Origin of the sequence: Hylemonella gracilis ATCC 19624 (assembly GCF_000211835.1) — a bacterium.
Taxonomy (GTDB): domain Bacteria; phylum Pseudomonadota; class Gammaproteobacteria; order Burkholderiales; family Burkholderiaceae_C; genus Hylemonella; species Hylemonella gracilis.
In genome coordinates, this window is sequence record NZ_AEGR01000039.1 from 1 (window position 1) to 22,311 (window position 22,311).

At 65.7% G+C, this 22,311-nt stretch carries 25 protein-coding genes; 10 read left to right on the forward strand and 15 right to left on the reverse strand.

From position 1 onward, the window contains the following. Positions 1 to 517, forward strand: a 517-nt coding sequence (locus tag HGR_RS03250) for a methyl-accepting chemotaxis protein (RefSeq protein WP_006296653.1), incomplete at its 5' end; no start/stop codon positions are given. Between the two features lie 88 nt (positions 518 to 605). On the opposite strand, the gene HGR_RS03255 is transcribed toward HGR_RS03250, so the two are convergent. The 5 genes from HGR_RS03255 to HGR_RS03275 all read right to left on the reverse strand — a co-directional run bounded on the left by HGR_RS03255 (position 606) and on the right by HGR_RS03275 (position 5,180). Beyond that, a complete protein-coding gene (locus HGR_RS03255) occupies positions 606 to 1,055 on the reverse strand; it encodes a PaaI family thioesterase (protein WP_237701365.1) in 450 nt (149 codons plus the stop codon). Further along, entirely contained in the window at positions 1,052 to 1,498 is a 447-nt protein-coding gene (locus HGR_RS03260) for an SRPBCC family protein (RefSeq protein WP_006296655.1), read from the reverse strand. Before HGR_RS03260 ends, HGR_RS03255 begins: the two co-directional genes overlap by 4 nt. 116 nt (positions 1,499 to 1,614) lie before the next feature. Further along, positions 1,615 to 2,238, reverse strand: a complete 624-nt coding sequence (rsmD, locus tag HGR_RS03265; protein WP_006296656.1) for a 16S rRNA (guanine(966)-N(2))-methyltransferase RsmD — start codon at positions 2,236 to 2,238, stop codon at positions 1,615 to 1,617. Further along, positions 2,238 to 3,692, reverse strand: coding sequence for a M16 family metallopeptidase (locus tag HGR_RS03270; protein WP_006296657.1), 1,455 nt, complete (start codon positions 3,690 to 3,692; stop codon positions 2,238 to 2,240). Before HGR_RS03270 ends, rsmD begins: the two co-directional genes overlap by 1 nt. Positions 3,693 to 3,743: 51 nt before the next feature. Next, complete coding sequence (locus HGR_RS03275; RefSeq protein WP_006296658.1) at positions 3,744 to 5,180, reverse strand: M16 family metallopeptidase; 1,437 nt, start codon at positions 5,178 to 5,180, stop codon at positions 3,744 to 3,746. 28 nt (positions 5,181 to 5,208) lie between these two features. Between HGR_RS03275 and ftsY the strand changes: the two genes are divergently transcribed. After that, positions 5,209 to 6,207: a signal recognition particle-docking protein FtsY gene (gene ftsY, locus HGR_RS03280; RefSeq protein ID WP_006296659.1), complete on the forward strand. Its 999-nt coding sequence runs from the start codon at positions 5,209 to 5,211 to the stop codon at positions 6,205 to 6,207. Between the two features lie 85 nt (positions 6,208 to 6,292). Here ftsY and HGR_RS03285 read toward each other — a convergent pair whose 3' ends face one another. Continuing rightward, positions 6,293 to 7,213, reverse strand: a complete 921-nt coding sequence (locus HGR_RS03285; protein WP_006296660.1) for a LysR family transcriptional regulator — start codon at positions 7,211 to 7,213, stop codon at positions 6,293 to 6,295. 124 nt (positions 7,214 to 7,337) lie between these two features. Here HGR_RS03285 and HGR_RS03290 point away from each other — a divergent pair, with 124 nt between their 5' ends. From HGR_RS03290 to HGR_RS03300, 3 genes are all read left to right on the forward strand, one after another. Further along, positions 7,338 to 8,309 carry a Bug family tripartite tricarboxylate transporter substrate binding protein gene (locus HGR_RS03290; RefSeq protein WP_006296661.1) on the forward strand — a complete coding sequence of 324 codons (972 nt, stop codon included), beginning with the start codon at positions 7,338 to 7,340 and terminating at the stop codon, positions 8,307 to 8,309. 23 nt (positions 8,310 to 8,332) lie between these two features. Beyond that, positions 8,333 to 9,946, forward strand: coding sequence for a gamma-glutamyltransferase family protein (locus HGR_RS03295; RefSeq protein WP_006296662.1), 1,614 nt, complete (start codon positions 8,333 to 8,335; stop codon positions 9,944 to 9,946). Positions 9,947 to 10,086: 140 nt separating this feature from the next. Continuing rightward, positions 10,087 to 10,833, forward strand: coding sequence for a sulfite exporter TauE/SafE family protein (locus tag HGR_RS03300; RefSeq protein WP_006296663.1), 747 nt, complete (start codon positions 10,087 to 10,089; stop codon positions 10,831 to 10,833). Positions 10,834 to 10,898: 65 nt separating this feature from the next. On the opposite strand, the gene phhA is transcribed toward HGR_RS03300, so the two are convergent. The 3 genes from phhA to selD form a co-directional block, all read right to left on the reverse strand. After that, the gene (gene phhA, locus HGR_RS03305; protein ID WP_006296664.1) at positions 10,899 to 11,786 is read right to left on the reverse strand and encodes a phenylalanine 4-monooxygenase; all 888 of its coding nucleotides are present in this window, start codon (positions 11,784 to 11,786) and stop codon (positions 10,899 to 10,901) included. A 15-nt stretch (positions 11,787 to 11,801) separates the two neighbouring features. Continuing rightward, positions 11,802 to 12,125, reverse strand: a complete 324-nt coding sequence (locus HGR_RS03310; protein WP_006296665.1) for a 4a-hydroxytetrahydrobiopterin dehydratase — start codon at positions 12,123 to 12,125, stop codon at positions 11,802 to 11,804. 302 nt (positions 12,126 to 12,427) lie between these two features. After that, positions 12,428 to 13,507, reverse strand: a complete 1,080-nt coding sequence (gene selD / locus HGR_RS03315) for a selenide, water dikinase SelD (RefSeq protein ID WP_006296666.1) — start codon at positions 13,505 to 13,507, stop codon at positions 12,428 to 12,430. A gap of 62 nt (positions 13,508 to 13,569) precedes the next feature. On the opposite strand from selD, the gene HGR_RS03320 reads away from it, so the two are divergent. From HGR_RS03320 to ypfH, 3 genes are all read left to right on the forward strand, one after another. Then, positions 13,570 to 14,031 carry an Mpo1 family 2-hydroxy fatty acid dioxygenase gene (locus HGR_RS03320; RefSeq protein ID WP_006296667.1) on the forward strand — a complete coding sequence of 154 codons (462 nt, stop codon included), beginning with the start codon at positions 13,570 to 13,572 and terminating at the stop codon, positions 14,029 to 14,031. 9 nt (positions 14,032 to 14,040) lie between these two features. Beyond that, entirely contained in the window at positions 14,041 to 14,931 is an 891-nt protein-coding gene (locus HGR_RS03325) for an urease accessory protein UreD (RefSeq protein WP_006296668.1), read from the forward strand. Positions 14,932 to 14,998: 67 nt separating this feature from the next. Further along, positions 14,999 to 15,721 carry an esterase gene (gene ypfH / locus HGR_RS03330; protein WP_006296669.1) on the forward strand — a complete coding sequence of 241 codons (723 nt, stop codon included), beginning with the start codon at positions 14,999 to 15,001 and terminating at the stop codon, positions 15,719 to 15,721. Between the two features lie 25 nt (positions 15,722 to 15,746). On the opposite strand, the gene HGR_RS03335 is transcribed toward ypfH, so the two are convergent. The 4 genes from HGR_RS03335 to HGR_RS03350 all read right to left on the reverse strand — a co-directional run bounded on the left by HGR_RS03335 (position 15,747) and on the right by HGR_RS03350 (position 18,298). Beyond that, positions 15,747 to 16,181 carry a DoxX family protein gene (locus HGR_RS03335; protein WP_006296670.1) on the reverse strand — a complete coding sequence of 145 codons (435 nt, stop codon included), beginning with the start codon at positions 16,179 to 16,181 and terminating at the stop codon, positions 15,747 to 15,749. A 259-nt stretch (positions 16,182 to 16,440) separates the two neighbouring features. Further along, entirely contained in the window at positions 16,441 to 17,019 is a 579-nt protein-coding gene (locus HGR_RS03340) for a YceI family protein (protein WP_006296671.1), read from the reverse strand. 98 nt (positions 17,020 to 17,117) lie between these two features. Continuing rightward, entirely contained in the window at positions 17,118 to 17,702 is a 585-nt protein-coding gene (locus HGR_RS03345) for a YceI family protein (RefSeq protein ID WP_006296672.1), read from the reverse strand. Between the two features lie 26 nt (positions 17,703 to 17,728). Further along, on the reverse strand, positions 17,729 to 18,298 hold the full coding sequence (locus HGR_RS03350; protein ID WP_006296673.1) for a cytochrome b: 570 nt from the start codon (positions 18,296 to 18,298) through the stop codon (positions 17,729 to 17,731). A 247-nt stretch (positions 18,299 to 18,545) separates the two neighbouring features. Between HGR_RS03350 and HGR_RS03355 the strand changes: the two genes are divergently transcribed. Further along, the gene (locus tag HGR_RS03355) at positions 18,546 to 20,057 is read left to right on the forward strand and encodes an amino acid permease (RefSeq protein WP_006296674.1); all 1,512 of its coding nucleotides are present in this window, start codon (positions 18,546 to 18,548) and stop codon (positions 20,055 to 20,057) included. A 128-nt stretch (positions 20,058 to 20,185) separates the two neighbouring features. Here HGR_RS03355 and HGR_RS03360 read toward each other — a convergent pair whose 3' ends face one another. Continuing rightward, positions 20,186 to 20,872, reverse strand: coding sequence for a TetR/AcrR family transcriptional regulator (locus HGR_RS03360; protein WP_006296675.1), 687 nt, complete (start codon positions 20,870 to 20,872; stop codon positions 20,186 to 20,188). Between the two features lie 74 nt (positions 20,873 to 20,946). Here HGR_RS03360 and HGR_RS03365 point away from each other — a divergent pair, with 74 nt between their 5' ends. Continuing rightward, the gene (locus HGR_RS03365; protein WP_006296676.1) at positions 20,947 to 21,393 is read left to right on the forward strand and encodes a DUF2214 family protein; all 447 of its coding nucleotides are present in this window, start codon (positions 20,947 to 20,949) and stop codon (positions 21,391 to 21,393) included. Between the two features lie 54 nt (positions 21,394 to 21,447). On the opposite strand, the gene eutC is transcribed toward HGR_RS03365, so the two are convergent. Further along, positions 21,448 to 22,284: an ethanolamine ammonia-lyase subunit EutC gene (gene eutC / locus HGR_RS03370; protein ID WP_050797378.1), complete on the reverse strand. Its 837-nt coding sequence runs from the start codon at positions 22,282 to 22,284 to the stop codon at positions 21,448 to 21,450. Positions 22,285 to 22,311: the final 27 nt, after the last annotated feature.

The window sequence follows — 22,311 nt, forward strand, 5'->3', positions numbered from 1 at the left end:
CATCATCAGCGTGATCGACGGCATCGCCTTCCAGACCAACATCCTCGCGCTGAATGCCGCCGTCGAGGCCGCCCGCGCGGGTGAGCAAGGCCGGGGCTTCGCCGTGGTGGCCAGCGAGGTGCGCAGCCTCGCGGGACGGTCGGCGGAGGCCGCCAAGGAGATCAAACGGCTGATCGACGACTCGGTGAGCAAGGTCGGCGCGGGCACCACCTTGGTGGAACAGGCCGGCGAAACCATGCGCGAGATCGTCGCCGGCGTGGAGCGTGTCACGCAGATGGTGGCGGAGATCAGTGGCGCGAGCGCCGAGCAAAGCGCCGGCATCGCGCAGGTGAACCAGGCGATCACGCAAATGGACCAGGGCACGCAACAGAACGCTGCGCTCGTGGAGGAAGCATTGGCGTCCGCGCAATCACTGCGTCAGCAGGCGCAAGCGCTGTCGCGCACGGTGGACCAGTTCCACATCAGCGACTCGGCGGAGGTCCCCAGGTCCAACGCTGCCCTGCCCGCTCCTCGCTGAGCTGGGTCAACATCGGCACCACATCCGCCCCCCGCATCGTGATCGGTGGGCGGATGCAGTCAGTCCCGCAACCCGGCGGGTTGCTGCCTCAGCGTACCGAGGGAATCGCGTAACTGCCCACGGCGTGGGCCACCGGCTCTTCCAGCCCCTCGGAGTACACGGTGGCCTCGCCAACGGCAAGCGTGCGTCCGACCTTGAGCAGGCGGCACACACCGATCAGCGCCCGGTCGCCCGCGGGCTTGCGCAGGAAGTTGAAGCTCAGCTGGGTCGTGACGATCATGGGCAACAGGCCCACCTCGGCCATGATCGCCACGTACAAGGCGACGTCGGCCAGGGCCATCATGGTCGGGCCCGAAACCGTGCCGCCCGGACGCAGTTCGGCCATCCCCACTTCGTGCCGCAGCGTGGCGCCGCCCTCGCTCAGGGACACGATGCGGCACGGTGTCTGCGGAAACTCGCGCTCGAGAAAGGCCGCCAGTTCGTCCTGGGTGGGGCGCTGGGTGATCGGCCTGCGCGGCGAGACCATGTCCAGCCTCATTCGGTGATGTCAGGCTCGACCAGTCGCGCCAATTGCTCCAATGATTCCTGCCATCCCAAGTAGCACATCTCGGTCGGGATCACCTCGGGGATGCCGTCTTGCGTCACCGAGACGTCGGTGCCGCACGACACCGCCCGCAGCAGGACCGTCGTCGTCATCTGCCCCGCCGGACCGGGCGCGTCGAAGCGGTCGGTGTAGCGGATCTTCTGGCCCGGCACCAATTCCAGGTAGTCGCCGCCAAAGGCATGGCTCTGACCATTGCCAAAATTCCTGAAGGCCATGCGGTAACTGCCACCCACGCGCGCGTCCATGTGTTCGATCGTGCAAGTGAAGCCGTATGGCGGCAGCCACTTGGCCAGGGCATCGGGTTCCAGAAAGGCGCGGTAGAGGCGCTCAGGCGGGGCGCGCAAGACACGGTGAAGTTGAACGGTGCCAGTGGCCATGGAGGGCTCCCTGATTCAAGGCGCTTGCAAGGACACGCGCAGCACGGCGCGCGAAGAAGCATCCATGATAAGACGGTGCCGTCCGCCCAAACCCTGGGGCCCGCCCCGAGTGGCCCTCACTCGCGCCGCAAAAGGTGCGCGTGCACGGCGCCGGCTTTGAGATGCCGATGAGGCGCAAGGCCCAGCGGCGCCAGCTGCTCGGCCGTCCATTCTGAAGGTGCTTCGAGGTAGATGCAGGCTCCCGGCTTCACCACGCGCGCCGCCGCCTTCAAGGCCGGCTCGAACAACTGCGCGTCAAAAGGCGGGTCCAAAAAAACGAGGTCCAACCCGTCCTGCGGCTGCGCCGCCGGCCAGCCGGCCAAGGCCGCGATGCCGTCGCCACGTCGCAACGTGATCTGCACGCCCGCTGCGTCAGCCTTGAGGTGATCCTTGATTTTCTGGAGTTGAGCGACCAAGGCCGCGTCTTGCTCGACCAGGGTGACTTCCTTCGCGCCGCGCGAAGCCGCCTCAAACCCCAGCGCACCGCTGCCCGCGAAGGCATCGACGCAGCGCCAGCCCGTGAGGTCCTGCCCCAGCCAGTTGAACAGGGTTTCGCGCACGCGGTCTGGCGTTGGACGCAGGCCCGGTTTGTCGGCCACGGGCAGTTTGCTGCGCTTCCACAGCCCGCCGATGATGCGGACCGCGTGCTTGCGAGGTGTCGCGGATGGCGCGCGCGCCGAGACCTGCTTGCCTTGCCTCATCACTTGCCGCCCAGCACCACCGTCACCATGCGGTCCGCACGCAGCTTGCGCGCGAATGCGGCCCGGATGTCGGCGACCGTCACCTTGTTCACTTGCTCGGTCCAGCTGTCCAGATAGTCCAGAGGCAGGTCGTGCGCGGCGATGTTGGCGAGGTTGTCGATCAGCTTGCGGTTGCTGTCGATGCGCAAGGCGAACCCACCGATCAGATTGGCCTTGGCCGCCTTGAGTTCAGCCTCGGTCGGTCCCTGGATCAGGAAACGGGCCAGTACCTCGCGCGCCACCTTCAGCGCGGCCTCCGCCTGGTCGGGGCGGGTCTGCAAGCCGATGGAGAAGCTGCCCGCATGCAAGCCGGGGTTGAAGTAGCTGTAGACGCTGTAGCTCAAACCGCGTTTTTCCCGCACCTCCTCGGTCAGGCGCGAGACGAAACCACCCCCGCCCAGGATGTAGTTGCCCACGGTCAGCGCGAAATAGTCCGGGTCGTCCCGCTTGAAGCCCGGTTGTCCGATGAACACCTGCGCCTGCGCGGCGTCGAAAGGAATGCGCAGGTCGGCGGACTTGTCCAGGGGCGAGACCTCGGGCACGGCAGGCAAGGACGGGCAGTCCTTGGGGTCGCGGCTCCTGGGCAGTCGGGCCAGCAACTGGGCCGTGAGCTCTTGCGCCTGAGCGCGATTGACCGCTCCCACGATGCTGACCTTGGCGCGGCAGGCCAGGAACGTGCGCCCATGCCACGCCTGCATATCGGCCAGACTGATGTGCGACAGGCTCTCGTCCGTCATGGCCTGCCCGTAGGGATGCGCGCCAAACACCGCGCGCTGATAGGCACGCGAGGCCACGGTCGCCGGACGTGTCAGGGATTCCCGCAGCGCGGCCTGCATGCGCTCGCGTTCGCGCGTCCAGACCGCCTCGGGCCAAGACGGTTCGGCCAGCACCCGTGCGGCCAGGGCGGCGGCGCGCTGCAGCAGATCCGGGTCGGTCAGGCTGCGCAAGGAGAAACTCACGCGGTCCGTGGTGTCATCACCACCGAACATCGCGCCCAGGTCGGCCCAGGCCTCGCCCAAGGCGTTCTCGTCCAACGCAGCATTGTTGTTGGCCCCCACGCTTGTCGCTGCGCGTACTGCGCTGCCCCCCAAGGGGGCCTTCGCGCCTTGGGGCGGCCCGGCGGCGCTCAACTCGCCCCCCGCAGCACGCACGCCCTTGCCCATCATCAGGGTGCCGGCCTCGGCCAGGCCCGCGCGGTCGGCCGGGTCGCGCCGGCCACCACCGTCGAACTCCAGGCGCACATCGACCATGGGGACGGCCGGACTTTCGATCAGCCAGACTTGAGCACCCTGACCTGGGCCTTCCGGCTGGGTCCAGTGCTGGATCGGAATGGCGGCCTGGGCCGAGCCCACGGCCAATCCGCCGAGCAGGGCCGCGAGAAGACGCGCCGCGAATGTGTTGTGCATCATGTTCATGTTCAGTTCACGCTTTGGATGGCGCCGGAGCAGGCCTGCCAGGTCACGCGCTCAGAAATCCCGGCCGCCCATGCCGCCCATGGGACGCGAGCGCCGCTGCGGGTCTGGCGGCATCGGGTGCAGCACCCCCACGGTCAACGTGTCCTCCCCAAAGTACCGCGTCGCGACACTTTGCACTTGCTGGGAGGTGATGGTGCGCAGATGCGCGAGCAAACGGTCATCCGCGTCCAGCGGCAAATTCAGCATGGCGTTGGCCCCAAGCTTGCGCGCGCGGTAGAACAGGGAATCGCGCTGGTAGACCTCGCCAGCCATCCATTGCGTCTTGACGCGGTTCAGTTCGGCCTCGCTCACGCCTTCGCGCGCGATGCGCGCGACCTGCTCGCGCAAGGCCGTCTCCAGCTCAGCCGGCGTGCGCCCCGCCGCGGGCGAACCGTCCAGCACGAACAGTTGCGGGCCCCGACCCGTCAGGCCATTGCCTGCACCGGCGCTGTCGGCCACGCGCTTCGCGTTCGCGCCCTGGCCTTGAACGAGGGCGCGTTGCAGACGCGCACCGTCGTAGCCATCGAGCACGGCGGCGAGCACGGTCAGGGCCATGGCATCCCAATCCTCGGCCGAGGGGTTGGTGATGTTATGCAAGCCCGGCACTTTCCAGGCCAGCGCGACGTAAGCCTGCTCGGCGGGCGCCTTGACTTCCACGCGCTTCACGCCGGCTTGCGGCGGTTCGACGCGCGGCTTGCGCTCGGGCAAGGCACGGGTGGGCAGTTGGCCGTAGTACTGTTCGGCCCAGCGGCGCACCTGGGGCACCTTCACGTCGCCGGCCACCACCACCACGGCATTGGCGGGCACATACCAGTCACGGTGGAAGGCGCGCACGTCGTCCGGGCGCAGATTGTCCAGGTCGTTCATCCAGCCCACGATGGGGCGACGGTAGGGCGAGGCGACGAAAGCCGTGGCCTCCAACGTTTCATACAGCAGCGCGCGCGGCTCGTCCTCGGTGCGCATGCGGCGCTCTTCCTTGACCACCTCGATTTCCTTGGCGAACTCGCCGTCCGGCCAACGGTTGTGCGCGAAACGGTCGGCCTCCAGCTTGATCACGTCTTCCAGGCGACTGGCCGGAATCTGCTGAAAGTAGCCCGTGTAGTCGCTGGCCGTGAAGGCGTTTTCACGCCCACCCAGGGCCGCCACGCGGCGCGAGAACTCGCCCGGGGCGGTGCTCCCGGTGGCCGATTGCGTGCCCTTGAACATCATGTGCTCCAGCACGTGCGCCACGCCGCTCTTGCCGTCCACCTCGTCCATGCTGCCCGCGCGCACCCAGAGCATGTGGACGGCGGTCGGCGCACGCCGATCCACCTGCACGATCAGGGTCATGCCGTTGGCCAGGGTGAACTGCTGGGGCTTGGCGTTGATGGCGTTCGCGCTCGGGTGTTGCGCCTGCGCGCCCGTCCAGGCGGCCAGCAAGGCAAAAAAGCAGATGATTAGGCGTTTCATAGAATGCGGCATTGTAGGAATGCCCTTCATGTTCAGTATCTTCAGAAGCAAATCGACGACCGAAGTTCCTCAGCAGCCCGCGAATCCAGTCTCACCCCCTCAAGCCCGCGAGGGCTGGCTTGGCAAGCTGCGCGCGGGCTTGCGCAAGACGGGCAGCGGCATCGCCACGGTATTCACCGGAACGCGCATCGACGATGCGCTGTATGAACAACTGGAGGAAGCCCTGCTGATGGCCGACGCAGGCGTCAAGGCTACACAGTATTTGCTGGACGATTTAAAACATCGTGTAAAGGAAAGCAAAGCCACCGACCCCGCCGCGGTCAAGGCCTTGTTGGTCGATGCGCTGACCGAACTGCTTGCACCCCTGGAGCAAACCCTGAATGTCGGCGCGCACAAACCCACGGTCATCATGGTCGCGGGCGTCAACGGCGCGGGCAAGACCACCAGCATCGGCAAGCTCACGCACCATCTGGCCGAAGCCGGTGCCAGCGTGCTGCTGGCCGCGGCCGACACCTTCCGCGCCGCGGCACGCGAGCAGCTCATGGTCTGGGCCGACCGCAACCGGCAGGGTACGGGCAGCGTGGACATCGTGCACCAGGCCGGCGGTGATCCGGCCTCGGTTTGCTTCGATGCCGTGAGCGCGGGCAAGGCACGTGGCAAGGACGTGGTGCTGGTAGACACCGCCGGTCGACTGCCCACGCAGCTCCATCTGATGGAAGAGATCAAGAAAATCAAGCGCGTGGTGCAGAAGGCCGACGAGACGGCTCCGCACGAGGTGCTGCTGGTCATTGACGGCAACACAGGCCAGAACGCGCTGACGCAGGTGAAGGCGTTCGACGAAGCGCTGGGTCTGACCGGCCTCATCGTCACCAAGCTCGACGGCACGGCCAAGGGCGGCGTGCTGGCGGCCATCGCGCTGCTGTCGCGCGAACGGCCGCTCCCGGTTTATTTCATCGGCGTAGGTGAACAGCTGGACGAGCTGGAAACCTTCGAAGCGCGAGAGTTCGCGCAGGCACTGCTGAGCTGATCAGCCCCTTCGTCACTCCCCACCAGCCTCTTTTTGAGCAGCGGCAAACTGCGCTCAATCGACCCAGCTCTCCGAACCTGCGCTGTCAACCGCTGGGACGCAGATGCTTGCGCGCCATCGCAAGAAATGCCATCGCCGCAGGACTCAGCGGCTGCTTGGCCAAGCGAATTGCCACGACGGGGAACTCCAGCACCGGCCTCACGATGGGGACGGCACGCAGGTCGGGCGGCATCAACCGCGCCACATAACGCGGCAAGAGCGCCAGGCCCATGCCGGCCTGGATCATTCCGAACGCGGTGCTCAGCATGGCGACGTGCTGCACCACCTGCGGGTACACATTGGCCACGGCGCTCAACTCGCGGCTGATGGCTCGCCAGACCACGGCTTCCGGGTTCACATGCACCATGGGCAAGCCATCCAGATCACGACCTTGAACGCTGGGGCGACCCGCCAGGGCATGGTCCTGCCGCATGAACAAGGCCATGCGTTCGGTGAAGAGACGCTCCGTGGCGAGATCAGAATGCATGTTGCCGATGTCTGACCCCAGCGCCAGATCGACCTCCCGCGACAGGACCATGGACACCATCTGCGCCGCACTGCTGTCATGCGCCGTGGCCACCAGCTGGGGATAGGTCGCCGAAAAACGCGCGAGCAGCGCGGGCAGCAGCGCCCCGGCGGTCAGGTGCCCCACCGCGACCATCACGCGGCCCTCTTTAAGCTGAGCCTGGGAGCGGCAGGAACGCACCGTTTCATCGATCATCCGCAACGCGCGCTGTGCGGTGTCCGCCATCAACTGGCCCGCATCGGTGAGCCGGATGCGGCGCCCCCGCACCACCAGAGGCTGCCCCACCTCCAGTTCCATGCGCTTGACCAGATGACTCACCGCCGGTTGGGTCAAGCCCAAGGCATCGGCCGCGAGCGTGAAACTGCCGGTTTGAGCAATGGCCGCGAGGGCTCGAAACTGTTGCAATGACACTTCGTCACTGGGGATAGGCAGGTTCTTCATGACGCAACGTCATAGTGAAATAAATTCAATTATCTGTTTTGATGGGTCGACGCAGCCTAGAGTGGCGACCGTCTGAGGCAGTCACCCCAGCGTTTTTGTCTGCTCACATGCAAGGAAGAGAACCATGATCCCTCGCCACCTTCTTCTGCGCGGCCTGGCCGCCGCGCTGGCATTGGGCGCCGTTGCGCCCCTGACCTTGGCCCAGCCCGCCAAACCCATACGCTTGGTGGTCCCCTTCCCCGCAGGCGGTGCCACCGACCTGTTCGCGCGCACGCTGTCGCAAAAAATGGGGGAGAAACTGGGCACCACCATCGTGATCGACAACAAGCCAGGCGCCGGTGGCAGCCTGGGCTCGGACTTGGTCGCCCGCGCGCCGGCCGACGGCTTGACGCTGCTGCTGGCCACGACCAGCACGCACTCCATCGGACCGGCCCTGGGCGGTAAGTTGCCCTACGACACAGTGCGTGACTTCACGCCGATCGCCCATGTGGGCAACGCGCCCAGCATCATGCTGGTGCCCAATGACTCACCGGCCAAGACCGTCAAGGAATGGATCGAGTACGCCAAGAAGAATCCCAACCAGCTGAACTACGCTTCCAGCGGTAACGGGACCATCGTTCAGTTGACGGCCGAACTGTTCAAGGCGCAGGCGGGCTTGCAGGTGACGCACGTACCCTACAAGGGCACGGCGCTGGCCATACCGGACTTGATCAGCGGTCAGGTGCAGGTGATGTTTGATTCGTTGCCAACGGGCATGCCCCATGTGCGCGATGGACGCCTGCGCGCGCTGGGCGTCACCACGCTCAAGCGCAGCCCCCTCGCGCCCGACCTGCCCCCGGTGGCCGACACGCTGCCGGGCTTCGAGTCGAACACCTGGTTTGGCCTGTACGGCCCCAGGGACTTGCCGGCCGAGGTCGTCGCCCGCGTGAACACCGCCGCGAATCAGGCGCTGAATGATGCCGAGGTGCGCGCCAAACTCACGACGCTGGGCATCGAACCGGTCAACAGCACCCCACAACAATTCAGCAAGATGGTGGCGGCCGACCTCGCCAAGTGGAAGCAAATCATCGTCGAGCGCAAGATCGTCAACGAATAGTCCCCTTCCTGCAATCGACCGTCATGCAGTTCAACTACCAGAACCCCTACCTCTCCACCCGCATTCCCGTTTTTGCGCGCAACGTCGTCTCCACCTCGCATCCGTTGGCAGCGCAAGCGGGTCTGCGCATCCTGCAACAGGGGGGCAACGCGGTGGATGCCGCGATCGCCACCGCCGCGGTGATGACGCTGGTGGAACCCGTGAGCAATGGTCTGGGCAGTGATGCGTTCTGCATCTTGTGGGATGGGCAACAGCTGCACGGCCTCAATGCCTCTGGCCAAGCACCCCAGGCCTGGACCGTCGACTACTTCAAGGCCAAATGGGGGGCCGACGCCGCCACGCCGCCCATGCGCGGCATCGACTCCGTGACCGTCCCCGGCGCGGTGCGCGGGTGGGTGGCTTTGAGCGAGCGTTTCGGCAAGCTGCCCTTTGGCGATCTGATGGCGCCCGCCATCGAGGTGGCCGAACGGGGTTATCTGGTCCCCCCAGTCGTGCAACAGAAGTGGGCCGCTGCCACACCCCTGCTGCGAGGTATCGCGGGCTTTGCCGACACCTTCCTGCCTTGGGGCCGCGCTCCGGAAATCGGCGAATTGTTCCGCTTCCCGGCCGCGGCGCGCGCGCTCAAGGCCATCGCCGCGACACGCGGAGATGCCTTCTACGAAGGGGAGATTGCCGAAGCCCTGGTCGCCTATGCACGGGCACAGGGGGGCGCCATGACGGCGCATGACTTGGCCACCTATCAGCCTGAATGGGTGGTGCCGATCGCCCGTGATTACCGGGGCTACACCCTGCACGAAATCCCGCCCAACGGCCAAGGTATCGCCGCCCTGATCGCGCTGGGCATCCTGGAACAGTTTGACGTGGCGAGTCTGCCAGTGGACTCGGGGGCGTCTCAGCATCTGCAAATTGAGGCCATGAAGCTCGCCTTTGCCGATGTCTATCGCTACGTGTCCGACCCCTCAACCATGACGGTGACGCCGGCGCAGATGCTAGACAACGCCTACCTGGCATCGCGCGCCCGCATGATCGACCCACGTCGCGCGCAGAACTTCGCGGCGGGCAACCCGGTCAAAGGCGGCACGATCTACCTCACGGCAGCCGACGAGAAGGGGATGATGGTCAGTTTCATCCAAAGCAATTACATGGGCTTTGGTTCAGGCTGCGTGGAACCGAGCTACGGCATCAGCCTGCAGAATCGGGGGCACGGCTTCAGCCTACTAGCCGATAGCCCCAATGTCGTGGCTCCTGGCAAGCGTCCATTCCACACCATCATTCCGGCGTTCCTGACCAAGAACGGTCAACCGGTGATGAGCTACGGCGTCATGGGCGGCAATATGCAGCCTCAGGGGCACATGCAGACTTTGGTCCGCATGCTGGACTATCAGCAGGGACTCCAAGCCGCCTGCGATGCCCCGCGCTGGCGTTTCAACAAGGGACTCAACATCAATGTGGAGGCGGCGATGAGGGCTGACACCCTGCAAGGTCTGCAAGACTTGGGACATGAAATCGACGTGATCCACGACTCCTACCAGGACTTTGGCGCCGGCCAATTCATCTGGCGCCTGGGTGATCCAGCCGTCGAGGGCTACGTGGCGGCCAGCGACCCGCGCCGCGATGGCTTGGCCGCCGGATATTGAGATCACTGCGGCACGCCAACTCTCTATTCCACTTGCACCCGCAGGATGACCAGTGCCGGGGCCAGACAGCGCGAATCCACCGCCGCTGAAGGCAAGGCACAATCCCCGCTCTTTGGCTTAGCCCCCTAGGGCCTCCTCGCTTGACCGACATTTCCATCCTCATCATCGGTGCCATCCTGGGCGGCTTGGTGCAAGGCATCTCGGGCTCCAACTTCGGCATGACGGCCACCGCGGTCTGGGCCTGGTTCTTGGCACCGCAGCTGACGGCCGTGCTCGCGCTCTGCGGTGCGCTGACCGGGCAGGTTCAAGCGGCCTTCACGCTGCAGCGCCAGTGGCATTGGCGGCGCTTTCTGCCCTTTCTCGCCGGCGGCCTGCTGGGCATCCCCTTGGGCGTCCTGCTGCTGCCGCGACTGGACGTGGGGCTCTTCAAGACCGCGCTGGGCGGCTTGCTGGTGGTGGCCTGTCCGGCCTTGCTGCTCGCACCCCAACTGCCACGCATCCATCATGGCGGGCGCTTCGCCGATGGTCTGAGCGGTCTGGGCGGCGGCATCCTGGGCGGGTTGGGCGGCTACACGGGCGTCCTTCCCACGCTCTGGGGCACGCTGCGCGGGTGGCCCAAGGACGAATTGCGCGCCCTGGTGCAGAACTTCAACCTCGGCATCCAGCTCGTCACCCTGATCGCCTACTTGACGCGCGGCCTGATCACCCGCGCCACCCTGCCCTCGCTGGCCCTGCTCATCCCCGTGGTACTGCTCAGCTCCTGGCTCGGCACCCGGCTCTACCTGGGCCTGAGCGAGGCACGCTTTCGCCAGATCGTGCTGCTGCTGCTCACGATTTCAGGCGCGGCTCTGCTGGTGTCCGGGCTGACGCAACTGCTCGCACGCTGACGCTGAGGCATGCCTGAAAAGGCACGCCCCCTTGGCTCGCCGCCCTCGCCCTGAAGAATGGCAACTCAAGGCGCACGCTTGGCAGCGTGGTAGCGGCCGGTGCCGCGCGTGAGGACCCGATCCGTCTCCAGGACGTCACCCGGCTGCAGCTCGGCTTCGGTCGCAGCCCGCGCATAGAGTGGCGCGAAGTCGATGTTCGCGAGCCCCAGCAGTTCATTCAGGTGCGGGAGGACGAAATAGCTCTCCTGGAAATCGTCGATGCGGTAGCGGGTGCGCATCACACGCGCCAGATCGAACCATAGGCGGTTGGGTGAAGCGTCCTCGACACTGAAACAGGTCTCGGTGTACGAGGACACGATGCCCGCGCCGTAGATGCGCAGCCCATCAGACTGCTGCACCAGGCCGAACTCCACCGTGTACCAGTAGACCCGTGCCAGCTTGTCGAGCACGCCCAGGCGCTGGGCGCGCAGTCCCCCTTCGCCATAGGCCTGGATGTAGTCGGCGATGACGGGGTTCATCAGCATGGGCACATGGCCGAACACGTCGTGAAAGACGTCCGGCTCCTCGAGGTAATCCAGCTCGTGCGGCTTGCGAATGAACTGACCCGCGGGGAACCGCCGGTGGGCCAGATGCTCGAAAAACACCTCGTCCGGCACCAGGCCCGGCACCGCCACCACCTCCCAACCGGTCCTGCGGCGCAGCACCTGGGACATCTGCTCGAAGTCAGGAATGCGATCCGCGCGGAAAGGCAAATCCCCCATGCCGCGGAGGAACTCATCGCAGGCGCGCCCCGGCAAGAGACGCGACTGCCGCTCGAACAAGGTGGCCCAGACCGCGTGTTCCTGCGCCGTGTAGTGCTGCCAACCCTGGTCGATGACCCAGCCGGGACGTTGCGGCGCATGGCCCGATCCCGCCGCCAGGCCGTGCTTGGCGGATGCCGTCATGGTTTGCATGGCGAGGCCCCCGGCTCAGCGCGCGCCGGACAAGAGCGCCGCCGCGCATCGGTCCATGAAGCGCGCCATCGCGATGTCCTTGAGGGTCAGGCCCTGGGCATCGTGGGTGGTCATCACGACCGACACCTTGTTGTAGACATTGAACCACTCGGGATGGTGGTTGCGCTTCTCGGCCTCCAGGGCCACTTGGGTCATGAAGGCAAAGGCTTGGTTGAAATCCGCGAAGCGGAATTCCCGCGTGATCAAGCCGCCGCGCTCGGTGCGGTGCGCCCACTCAGGCAAGCTGGCCAGTTCGGCGCGCAACGGCGCCTCGTCAAGTTTCAGGGAAGTGTTGGACATGCTGCAAGCTCCAGAATTCGAATGACCCAGACCGACTGCCCATGCCCACACGGGGAGGCAGCCAAGACAACAAGGAGGTCAATTCGGCGGCGCGCAAGGCACGCCCCGCACGCTGCGCGCGAGGTGGTCGCCGATGATGCTGAAAGCGCGCGTCATGGTTGCACTGCAGGTCTGTCGTGATGCCCCGCCACCCGGCAAGGGCGAATCCATTATCAGTGCCTGACTCACCAGCGACGCCGTGGGTAAACCCTGGACCGGCCTCTGGCGGCACCACACGGCACCACACGGCGCCACACGGCGCTTCAGCGCACCACCAAACGGCCCGCGCCCTCGTCCGTCACGCGGCCGATCTCGGCAGCGGCTTCAAAGCCGAGGCGCCGAAAGGTCTCCAGCACCTGCGGCACGGCCTCGGGCGCGCAACTCACCAGCAGGCCACCGCTGGTCTGCGGATCGCTCAGCAAGGCCTGGTCCACGGGCGCGAAGCCCGCGGGCAGGCTCACGGACGCGCCGTAACCCGCCCAGTTACGACCCGACGCACCGGTGACAAAGCCTTGCGCGGCCAGATCGCGCACGCCCGGCAACAAGGGCACGCGGGGCCAGTCGATCTCTACGGTGCGCCCCGCGCCGCGCGCGAGTTCCAGCGCGTGGCCCGCGAGACCAAAGCCCGTGACGTCGGTCAGGGCGTGCACACCCTCGATCGCCGCCAGTTCAGGGCCCGGCGTGTTCAGGCGCGTGGTGGTGTCGATCATGCGCGCATACCCTGCGGCATCCAGTTTTTCTTTCTTGAGAGCGGCGGACAGCACACCCACGCCCAGCGGTTTGCCCAAGATCAGACGGTCACCGGCCCGGGCATCGGCGTTGCGCTTCACCCGACCTGGGTGCACGAGCCCCAAGGCCACCAGGCCATAAATGGGTTCGACCGAATCGATGGTGTGCCCGCCCGCGATCGGAATCCCCGCTGCCTTGCAGACGGCCTGGCCCCCATCGAGGATGCGACCGATGGTCACGGTGGACAGCACGTTGATGGGCATGCCCACCAGGGCCAGCGCCATGATGGGCCGTCCACCCATGGCGTAGACGTCGCTGATGGCATTGGTCGCGGCGATACGGCCGAAGTCGAAGGGGTCATCGACGATGGGCATGAAGAAATCGGTGGTGGCGATCAACGCCTGCTCGTCGTTGAGACGGTAGACCGCCGCGTCATCGGCGGTCTCGATGCCCACCAGCAGTTCGGGCGGCACGGGCAAGCCGTTGCTGCTTTTGAGGATGTCGGACAGCACGCCCGGCGCGATCTTGCAGCCGCAACCGCCGCCGTGGGACAGGGAGGTGAGGCGGGGTTCAGCGCCCAGGGAAACACGAGGGGTGGAAGACGATTCAGCCATGGCTATCATTGTGCCCTGCACAAGAGGTTTGCGCCCCGGACCCACCCCACCAGGAGACCGACATGACCACGCTCACCCAGGCCAAGCAAGACCGCACCACGCGCCGCGTCGACCAGCTGCTCGACCACTACGGCGAGAGCCACCAAAACCCGGCCAACGAACTGATCCACTACGCCGCCATTCCGCTGATCATGCTCAGCATCGTGGGGCTGATCTTCGCCATCCACCCGCTGGCGGCCTATGCCTTCATTGGGGCCAGCCTGATTTATTACATCCGTCTGTCGCGCCTGTTCACCCTGGCCATGGCGGCCATTTCAGCCATCGGCCTGGCCCTGGTGCACCTGATGGGTGACTACCGCGTCGCGATCTGCGCCAGCATCTTCGTCGTGGCCTGGATCTTCCAGTTCATCGGCCACCGCATCGAAGGCAAGAAGCCGTCCTTCTTCGAGGACGTTCAATACCTCTGGGTCGGGCCGCTCTTCGTGCTCAGCCATCTGTTTCTCAAGCGCGGCTTGCGCTGGTAAGTTTTCTGCATGAGCTGGCACGCCGCGCTGCGACTCGATTACACGCTCCACAACGGCCGCAGCGTGGCGCATTTCCGCCACGATGGGCCGCTACGCATCCTGCAAAGCCTGTACCCCGAGGGCGGCTCGATTTGCCACAACGTGATGGTGCACCCACCCGGCGGTCTGGTGGGGGGTGACACCCTGGACATCCAGCTTTCGGTCGCCGCTGGCGCGCACGGACTGGTGACCACCCCGGGCGCGACGCGCTTTTACCGCAGCACCGGTGACAGCGCCTCGCAACAGGTTCATGCACGGGTTGAGGATGGCGCGCGGCTGGAGTGGCTGCCGCTCGAAGCCCTGGCGTATCCGCAATGCCTGGCTCACAACCAGGCCGTGTTCGACCTGGCCCCAGGCGCGGAGCTGATCGGCTGGGACGTGACGGCACTGGGCCTGCCCGCAGCCGGACAAACCTTCAGCCAGGGGCGCTTCTCGCAGCACCTCGAAATCCAAGGTGTCAGCGGGCTAGGCGATGAAGTGCGCACGCCGGTGTGGCTGGAACAAGGCCGCATCGATGCGACCGACACGCGCCTGATGGACGGGCCGCTGGGTTTGGCTGGCCACCGCTGTCTGGGCACGCTGTTCTTCGCCGCGGGCACGGCCATCGCGCGGGAACGCCGCGAGGCAGCCCTGGACGCGGTACGGACCGTGCTGGAACCCTTGCGCCCTGGTCCCGCTGCTGACGGCGCGGCCCTTCCCCTCGTCGCGGGCGCGACCAGCCCCCACCCGCAAGTGCTGACGGTGCGTGTGCTGAGCCCCCTGGTGGAGCCCGCGCTGGACCTGCTCAAGCGCCTGCGCGGCATCTTGCGGCGCGAGCTCTGGCAACTCGACGCCACGCCGCCGCGAACCTGGGCGCTTTGAGCCGCAAATTGCAAGGCCGTGCCACGACTTGGGGCGGCCCCCACCAAGCTTAGACACGGAACACACCATGAACGACGACGCCCTCATCCTCCAAGACCCCGCGCAAGGCGGCGACGCGAAGGCCGCGCAACTCATCCTGCTGCTGCACGGCGTGGGCAGCAATGCGCAGAGCATGGCGGGCTTGGGGCGCGCCTACGCGCGCGTGTTCCCCAAGGCCATGGTCGTGGCCTTGAACGCGCCCGATCCCTTCATGCCCGGCTCGCCGGTGCAGTTCGCGGGCCATCAGTGGTTTTCCATCCACGAAGTGACGGAAGACAACCGCCCCGCGCGTGTGGCCGCCGCCCTGCCCAAAGTCGAAGCCCTGGTCCGCCAGTGGCAGCAGCGCAGCGGCGTGGATGCGGCGGGCACGGCGCTGGTCGGTTTCTCGCAAGGCGCCATCATGGCCCTGGCCGCCGCGATGCAGCCGCAACCGGTGGCGGCACGCACCATCGCCATCGCGGGGCGCTTCGCGCCCCTGCCCGAAACATCGCCACACGAGAGCTGCACCATCCATCTATTGCATGGCAAGACCGACGCCGTCATGCCTTACCGCCACGCCATCGAAGGCGCGCTGCGCCTCAAGGACTTCGGTGCCGACTTCACCGCCGATGTGCTGCCCTTCGTTGGCCACGAGCTGCACCCGGACTTGATCGAACTGGCGGTGGAGAAGCTGGAAAAGCACATCCCCGCTCGGCTCTGGTTGAAGCCTGGCGAGGGGGATGATGTGGGCGAGGAACGTGAGTCAAGATGACTCCGTGCCCCGCACGGTCGGCACGCTACTTGGCAGCGGCGCCCTGTTTGAATTCATTCAATGCGACGGCAAGGCAGACGATTCCCCAGAAAACCGGGTACTCGTATCCACCGGTGTTCCAAGTCCAACCAAAACCTTTGACCATGTGAAGGGCATACACGGCCACCGCCAACGCGCCCGCAGCTCCCAATGCCGCAAAGCGGGTGCATATTCCTAGAACCAGAGCGATCCCCGTTCCCACTTCAACCATGGCGGCCAAGATCACCCAAAACTCCGGGGGTGCGAAGCCCGCCTTGGCAAAAAAGCCAACGGTTCCCGGGTTCAATGCACCAGCGGCAAATTTGCTTGCCGCGTGGGGGAACATGAACGCACCGCAAATGATGCGAAGAATGTTCCAAGCATGGGTCAGATTGAAGCTTTCAGCGCGGATTGAAAAATCCTTCTTGGTGATTCCTAGCATGATGTTTTTCCTTTCGTAGATCACGACTCATCGTATTCTTTGCAGAGGTCATGAATCGAGCAGATCCAATGACTCCATTGATTCAAATCAATCAAAGAGTCCGTCCGTCATGAACGCGAACCTGGCAAAGTCCGATCACTCACCATGGAGGCCGCCTGACCCACAGCTTTAAGCTGGCCTGCTTCTGAATTCAGCGTGACGAGGCACAAAAAAAGCCGGTCGGAAACCCGACCGGCTTTTTTGAGAAAGCGAAACCCGCTTACTGCTTGACGGCTTCCACCTGCACCAGCAGCTTCACTTCCTTGGGGAAGCCCCAGTTCAGACCGAAGTCGATGCCATAGGCGCTGCGGTCGATGATGGTTTCGAAGTCGCCACCGCAGACTTCACGCTTGAGCATGGGGTTCACATAGCAGTTGAACTTGCTGGCCTTGAGCGTGACGGGTTGGGTCTTGCCCACCAGGGTCAGGGTGCCGGCAATCTCGCTGACCTTGTCACCGTTGAAGCTGAACTTGTCGGCGGTGAACTTGGCGGTCGGGAATTTCTCGGCGTTGAAGAAGTCCGCGCTCTGCAGGTGCTTGTCGAAGGCCGAGGTACCCGTGTTGATGGAGGTCATGTCGATGGTGATCTGGACGCTGCCCTTCTTCGCGGCCTTGTCCAGCGTGACCGAGCCCTCCTTCTTGTCGAAGCGGCCACGGTTGGTCGAGGTGCCCATGTGGTCGATCTCGAAGGTCACGAAAGTGTGCGTCGGGTCGATGCTGTAGGTGGCGGATTGGGCTTGGGCGGTGCCAGCGGCAGCCAGGGCCAGGCCGACGAGGGTGGCGACGGTGATCTTGCGCATGAGGGGACTCCTGTGAATCAGCAAGGGTTGAGGAAGGGAAAAATGGAAGAGCGTGAGCGTGAGCATGAGCGCGGGACGCATCGGCGTTCAGCAGAACGTCAGAGCTTGCCCACGCCGGTCAGCGCCAGCTTGAACTTGACCTGAACCTCGTCCGCCACCATGGAGGTGTCGGACCACTGGTTCTCGCCAATCGCGTAGGCCAGACGCTTGATGGTGAACAAACCGGTGGCGGTGGTCGTGCCGCCGACTTGCGAGAGCGTCACCGGCACCGTGACCGGGTTGGCGCGGCCCTTGATGGTGAGCTGGCCCGCCACCTCGTACTTGCCGCCACCCAGGGCTTTGATGCCGCTGGACTGGAAAGTCGCCTTCGGAAAGCCGGGCACGTTGAACCACACGGCCTTGGGCAGCTCGGCGTCCGCCTCGGGCACGCCCAGAGTGGCGCTGGCCATTTCGGCCGTGAAGGCGATTTTGCTGGTCTGCGGCTTGGCGGGGTCGAAGGCGATCTGCGCGTCGAACTTCTTGAAGTAGCCCTCGACCGGCACGCCCATCTGCTTGCTGACGAAGACGATCTCGCTCTGCGCGGGCACCAGCTTCTGCTGGCCCTGGGCGGGCAGCGAGACGCTGGCGAGGACGGACAAAGCCAGCAGCAGGCTGCCCGAAACATGACGGCGGATGAAGTTCATGGCGGAAATAACTCCGAAGTGGAAGATCAGGAACGGCCAAACCACATGCGGCCGATGAGGCCATCGCGGTCCAGCCACTGGTGTTTCAAGGCCGCGGCCACGTGCAGCAGCACGAACAAGGCCATCAGGTAGGCGCCGATTTCATGCGCCTCCTTCAGGGTGTGGGCCAAGGCCGCGTCCTTGCCCACGAAGTCGGGCAAGGGCAGCACGCCAAAGAGCACGATGGAAAAACCCGTGGCCGAGCTGTAAGCCCAGCCCAGCAGGGGCACGGCGAAGAACAGCAGGTAGAGCACGGCATGCGTGCCATGGTGCGCCACGCGCTGCCAGGCCGGCATGGCCTGCGCGATGTGGGATGGCAGGGCTGGCGCGGGGCGGATCAGCCGCCAGAACAGGCGCAGGAAGGACAGGGCCAGCACCAGGATGCCCACCCATTTGTGCCAGTTGAACAGCTTGAGCCGTTGCGGCGAGAAAGGCAGGTCGGCCATGTACACGCCCAGGCAGAACAGGCCGATCAGCATCAGGCCCAGGGCCCAGTGCAGGACGACGGCCAGGCCGTTGTAGCGCGCGATCGGAGGGATGGAAGTGGTGGTATTCATGGCAATGGGCTGCGATTCTAGGAAGCCCCCTTTATCCCCAGGATGAGCGGGCTTGTCGGCTGAGTTCAAATTTTTTGCTCGCGGCCCGATGCAGCGCCAGGGCAACTTGCCCTCTGGCACCGTTTTTGCACTCGCCCTCAGGGTTGACCCGGTGTCTGCTTTGTTCAGACCCGGTTCGCCTGCTTCCTGTTTCCCTTGTTCCTCTTCCCCTTGTTCCTTGTCTTCTCCTTTGCTGAAAGGCACTTCCATGAGTGAAACAACAACAGCCGCGGCGTCTGGCGGCGGTGTCACCTACCAATCGGTGGACAGCAGCTACTTCGAGAAACGCGGCTTGCGCCGTTACGCGGGTGTGGCGTCCCTGTGGGCCTTGGGCGTGGGCGCGGTGATTTCCGGCCACTTCTCGGGCTGGAACTTCGGGCTGGGCGTGGGCGGCTGGGGCGGCATGCTGATCGCCACGGTCTTCATCGCCATCATGTACCTGGGCCTGACCTTTTCCATCGCCGAGATGAGCCCGGCCTTGCCCCACACTGGCGCGGCGTATTCCTTCGCCCGCTCCACCATGGGGCCTTGGGGCGGATTCATCACTGGCCTGTGCGAGAACGTGGAATACGTCATCACGCCCGCAGTCATCGTCTTTTTCATCGGCTCCTACCTGGGCTCCATCTTCGGCACGTCCGAGAGCTTCCAGCCGGTCTACTGGATCGGCGGCTACATCGTCTTCGTGGGCCTGAACGTTGTCGGCGTGGAACTGTCCTTCAAGGTCACGCTGGTGGTCACCCTGCTGGCCCTGGCCTGCCTGGTGGGCTTCTGGTTCAGCGCCATCCCCAACATGGACTTCACCCGCTGGGCGCTCAACATCGGCGTTGGCGCCGATGGCGCGCCGGTGGAGCTGGCCGAGGGCGGCGGCAGCTTCCTGCCCTTCGGCCTGCATGGCGCGTTGGCGGCCATGCCTTTCGCTGTCTGGCTCTTCCTGGCCATTGAGCAGTTGCCGCTGGCGGCCGAGGAATCGGTGGACCCCAAGCGGGACATGCCGCGCGGCATCATCCTGGGCATCATCACGCTGATCATCTCGGCGTTCATGATCCTGTTGCTGAACGCCTCGATCGCCAAGGGTGCTTTCGCACTCTCCACCTCGGGCGAACCGCTGCTGGACGGTTTCCGCGCCATCTACGGCGACGGCATCGCCAAGATCCTGGCGCTGATCGCCGTGATCGGCCTGATCGCCAGCTTCCACACCATCATCTTCGCGCAGGGTCGCCAGATCTACTCGCTGTCGCGCGCGGGCTACTTCCCGCGCGCGCTGTCCATCACGCACGGCACGCGCAAGACGCCGCACCTGGCCATGGTGGCGGGCGCGGTGGTGGCACTGATCGTGATGTGCGTGATCTGGTACGGCGTGGCCAACAGCGCGGCCATCATCGGCGGCACCCTGCTCAACATGGCGGTGTTCGGCGCGATGATTTCCTACATCATGCAGGCCCTGTCCTTCATTCTGTTGCGCAAGAAGTTTCCCCAGATCGCGCGTCCCTACAAGAGCCCCTTCGGCGTCGTGGGCGCGGTGCTGACCATGCTGATCGCGCTGGTCACCATCTACTTCCAGCTCTCCGACCCGGTCTACCGCGCCGGAGTGATCGGCGTGGCGATCTGGTTCGCGGTCGGCATCATCTACTTCGCGCTCGTCGGGCGCCACAAGCTGGTGCTCTCGCCGGAAGAAGAGTTCGCCCGCTCCAAGGGCACGGCGGAGTACAAGTCTCTCTGAGCCACCCTCGACGACGCGGCGGAGCGCGGGGCTCCAGAACCCGAGGGTTCTAGGGCCCCAAGCCCCCGACGCTGCAGGTGACCCAGGGAAGAAGGGCAACCTTCTTCCCTTTTTTTCATGCCGGGTCTTCATGCCGGGTCGGCCAGACCCCCCATCAGCAATTGCAGCAGCTTGGCGCCCATGGTGCTGGCGGCCTCCTCGCGCCCCGCACCCAGGCCGTAAAGCCCCGCCGTTTGTTCTTCGAGCACCAAGGTGGCGTAGCCATGCGCGCATGACCAGGCCAGCAGAATGCGCTCCCCCAGCTCGGCGGGTGGCAGGCCCCGCTCGGCGATCAGCTCCGCATACACCTGGCGCAAGGCATCCCCGGTGCGGCGCCCGGCGGCCTGCAACGCGGCGTCTTGCGGGTCCAGCCGATCGCGGCGGAACATCAGCTGGAACAGGGCACGGTGCGCCAAGGCGAAATCGATGTAGGCCGCGCCCAGGGCCTGGGCGCGCGCGCGTGCGTCCTGGCCCGCGCTGTCCATGCGCGCCTGCATGGCGTCGGCCAGGCGCTCGAAGCCATCGGCCGCGCAGGCCGTCAACAGGCCGCGCGCATCGCCAAAGTGGTGGGCCGGCGCCGCGTGCGAGACCCCAGCCGCGCGCGCGGCGGCGCGCAGGGAAAAGCCCTCCAGCCCCTGCTCGCGCAGCAACTCGCTGGTGGCGTCGATCAGCGCCCGGCGCAGGTCGCCGTGGTGATAAGGCAGGGGCTCGGCTGCCGGGCGGCGGGAAGCGGCGGCGGGAAGCGCGACGGGAGAGGCAGTTTTGGAGCGAGGCATGACGGCATCATAACTTGACAATGTCAAATTGCACCGCTACAGTCCATTCACTCTATCTTGACAATGGAAATATCATGACCCCTCAACTCTCAGATCTCTTGCTGGCGCTGCTGCACCACCTCGCCGTTTTCGCGCTGGTCGCCGCGCTCTTCTCGCAATACCTGCTCCTGGGCGGCCAGCCCGATGCGGCACGCCTGCGCACCCTGGGGCAACTGGACAAAGGGTATGCCGCGCTGGCGGCGGGCATTCTGGCCATCGGTTTCGCGCGCGCCGCGCACGGGGCCAAGGGCTGGGCGTTCTATGCCGACAACCCGGTGTTCTGGACCAAGATCGCGGTCTTCGGGCTGATCGGCCTGCTGTCCGCCGTGCCGACGCTGCGCTTCCTGCGCTGGCAAAAGCAAGGCGGCTTGCCGGACGCGTCAAGCTGGCGCGGCACCCGGCGTTGGATCTTGGCGGAGTTGCTGCTCTTGCCCTTGCTGCCGCTGCTGGCCATCCTGATGGCGCGTGGCATCGGCTTGTGAAGGGCTTGCGACAACGCCCGCAGGGCCTGCGCAGCCCGATGCCGTGAACGAGAACTAGGACAAGACCGGCGCGGACCCACCGGCGTCGAGCGTCAACCCATCGCTGCGGTCCTTCAGGTCCACGCCCGTGAGCTGCAGCTTGCGCGCCTCGCGGCACAGCCACCACAGACGTGCCGCCGCGGCCGAGGCGGGCAAGCCTTCGGGTCGCACATTGGAGATGCAATTGCGCTGAGCGTCGTTGCGCCCCGGCCGGGGCGCCCAGGTGAGGTAGATGCCCAGACTGTCGGGCGAGGACAGGCCGGGCCGTTCGCCAATCAGCACCGCGACCATGCGGGCCTGGAGCAGCGCCCCCACTTCGTCACCCAGAGCCACGCGCGACTGAGTGGCGATGACCACGGGGCCGAGCGTCCAGTCCGTGGGCGCGAGCTGGCGGATGGCCTCGATCAAGGGCACCGCCTGACGCTCCACCGCCAGGGAGGATAGGCCGTCACCGACCACCAGCAACAAATCACAGCCCTCGGGCCGGGCTTGCGCGGCAAGTTGGGACGCATCCTCGGCATTCAAACGACGGCCGAGGTCAGGCCGCAGGAGGTAGGTGGCGCGGTCGCTGGCGGCGCTGCGCACGGTCAGCGTCTCGCAGCCCAGGGTCTGCAAGCGCGCGGCCAGGGCCGCTGCGTCCAGCTGGATGTGCACCGCGTCCCGAGCCTGGGCATGGGCCAGGCCGAAACTGAGCAGTTCCTTGGTGGGCAGGCCCGCCCCGACGCGGCCGAGGGCGATGCGCGCCGCGGTGTGGGCGCGCAAGTCGGTCCAGGGATCCGCGGAGCCCACCTCGGCGCCCCGGGCGTCGGGGCTGGACGATGGGGAGGAAAACTCGACCACCTTGCCGTTCATGGGATCCCCCTTGCTCTGCTGTCCATC

Excerpts from the sequence above, each read along its gene's own strand:
- HGR_RS03255 (WP_237701365.1), bottom strand. The coding sequence starts at position 1,055 with ATGAGGCTGGACATGGTCTCGCCGCGCAGGCCGATCACCCAGCGCCCC.
- HGR_RS03260 (WP_006296655.1), bottom strand. The coding sequence starts at position 1,498 with ATGGCCACTGGCACCGTTCAACTTCACCGTGTCTTGCGCGCCCCGCCT.
- rsmD (WP_006296656.1), bottom strand. The coding sequence starts at position 2,238 with ATGAGGCAAGGCAAGCAGGTCTCGGCGCGCGCGCCATCCGCGACACCT.
- HGR_RS03270 (WP_006296657.1), bottom strand. The coding sequence starts at position 3,692 with ATGAACATGATGCACAACACATTCGCGGCGCGTCTTCTCGCGGCCCTG.
- HGR_RS03275 (WP_006296658.1), bottom strand. The coding sequence starts at position 5,180 with ATGAAACGCCTAATCATCTGCTTTTTTGCCTTGCTGGCCGCCTGGACG.
- ftsY (WP_006296659.1), top strand. The coding sequence starts at position 5,209 with ATGTTCAGTATCTTCAGAAGCAAATCGACGACCGAAGTTCCTCAGCAG.
- HGR_RS03285 (WP_006296660.1), bottom strand. The coding sequence starts at position 7,213 with ATGAAGAACCTGCCTATCCCCAGTGACGAAGTGTCATTGCAACAGTTT.
- HGR_RS03290 (WP_006296661.1), top strand. The coding sequence starts at position 7,338 with ATGATCCCTCGCCACCTTCTTCTGCGCGGCCTGGCCGCCGCGCTGGCA.
- HGR_RS03295 (WP_006296662.1), top strand. The coding sequence starts at position 8,333 with ATGCAGTTCAACTACCAGAACCCCTACCTCTCCACCCGCATTCCCGTT.
- phhA (WP_006296664.1), bottom strand. The coding sequence starts at position 11,786 with ATGCAAACCATGACGGCATCCGCCAAGCACGGCCTGGCGGCGGGATCG.
- HGR_RS03310 (WP_006296665.1), bottom strand. The coding sequence starts at position 12,125 with ATGTCCAACACTTCCCTGAAACTTGACGAGGCGCCGTTGCGCGCCGAA.
- selD (WP_006296666.1), bottom strand. The coding sequence starts at position 13,507 with ATGGCTGAATCGTCTTCCACCCCTCGTGTTTCCCTGGGCGCTGAACCC.
- HGR_RS03320 (WP_006296667.1), top strand. The coding sequence starts at position 13,570 with ATGACCACGCTCACCCAGGCCAAGCAAGACCGCACCACGCGCCGCGTC.
- HGR_RS03325 (WP_006296668.1), top strand. The coding sequence starts at position 14,041 with ATGAGCTGGCACGCCGCGCTGCGACTCGATTACACGCTCCACAACGGC.
- ypfH (WP_006296669.1), top strand. The coding sequence starts at position 14,999 with ATGAACGACGACGCCCTCATCCTCCAAGACCCCGCGCAAGGCGGCGAC.
- HGR_RS03335 (WP_006296670.1), bottom strand. The coding sequence starts at position 16,181 with ATGCTAGGAATCACCAAGAAGGATTTTTCAATCCGCGCTGAAAGCTTC.
- HGR_RS03340 (WP_006296671.1), bottom strand. The coding sequence starts at position 17,019 with ATGCGCAAGATCACCGTCGCCACCCTCGTCGGCCTGGCCCTGGCTGCC.
- HGR_RS03345 (WP_006296672.1), bottom strand. The coding sequence starts at position 17,702 with ATGAACTTCATCCGCCGTCATGTTTCGGGCAGCCTGCTGCTGGCTTTG.
- HGR_RS03350 (WP_006296673.1), bottom strand. The coding sequence starts at position 18,298 with ATGAATACCACCACTTCCATCCCTCCGATCGCGCGCTACAACGGCCTG.
- HGR_RS03355 (WP_006296674.1), top strand. The coding sequence starts at position 18,546 with ATGAGTGAAACAACAACAGCCGCGGCGTCTGGCGGCGGTGTCACCTAC.
- HGR_RS03360 (WP_006296675.1), bottom strand. The coding sequence starts at position 20,872 with ATGCCTCGCTCCAAAACTGCCTCTCCCGTCGCGCTTCCCGCCGCCGCT.
- HGR_RS03365 (WP_006296676.1), top strand. The coding sequence starts at position 20,947 with ATGACCCCTCAACTCTCAGATCTCTTGCTGGCGCTGCTGCACCACCTC.
- eutC (WP_050797378.1), bottom strand. The coding sequence starts at position 22,284 with ATGAACGGCAAGGTGGTCGAGTTTTCCTCCCCATCGTCCAGCCCCGAC.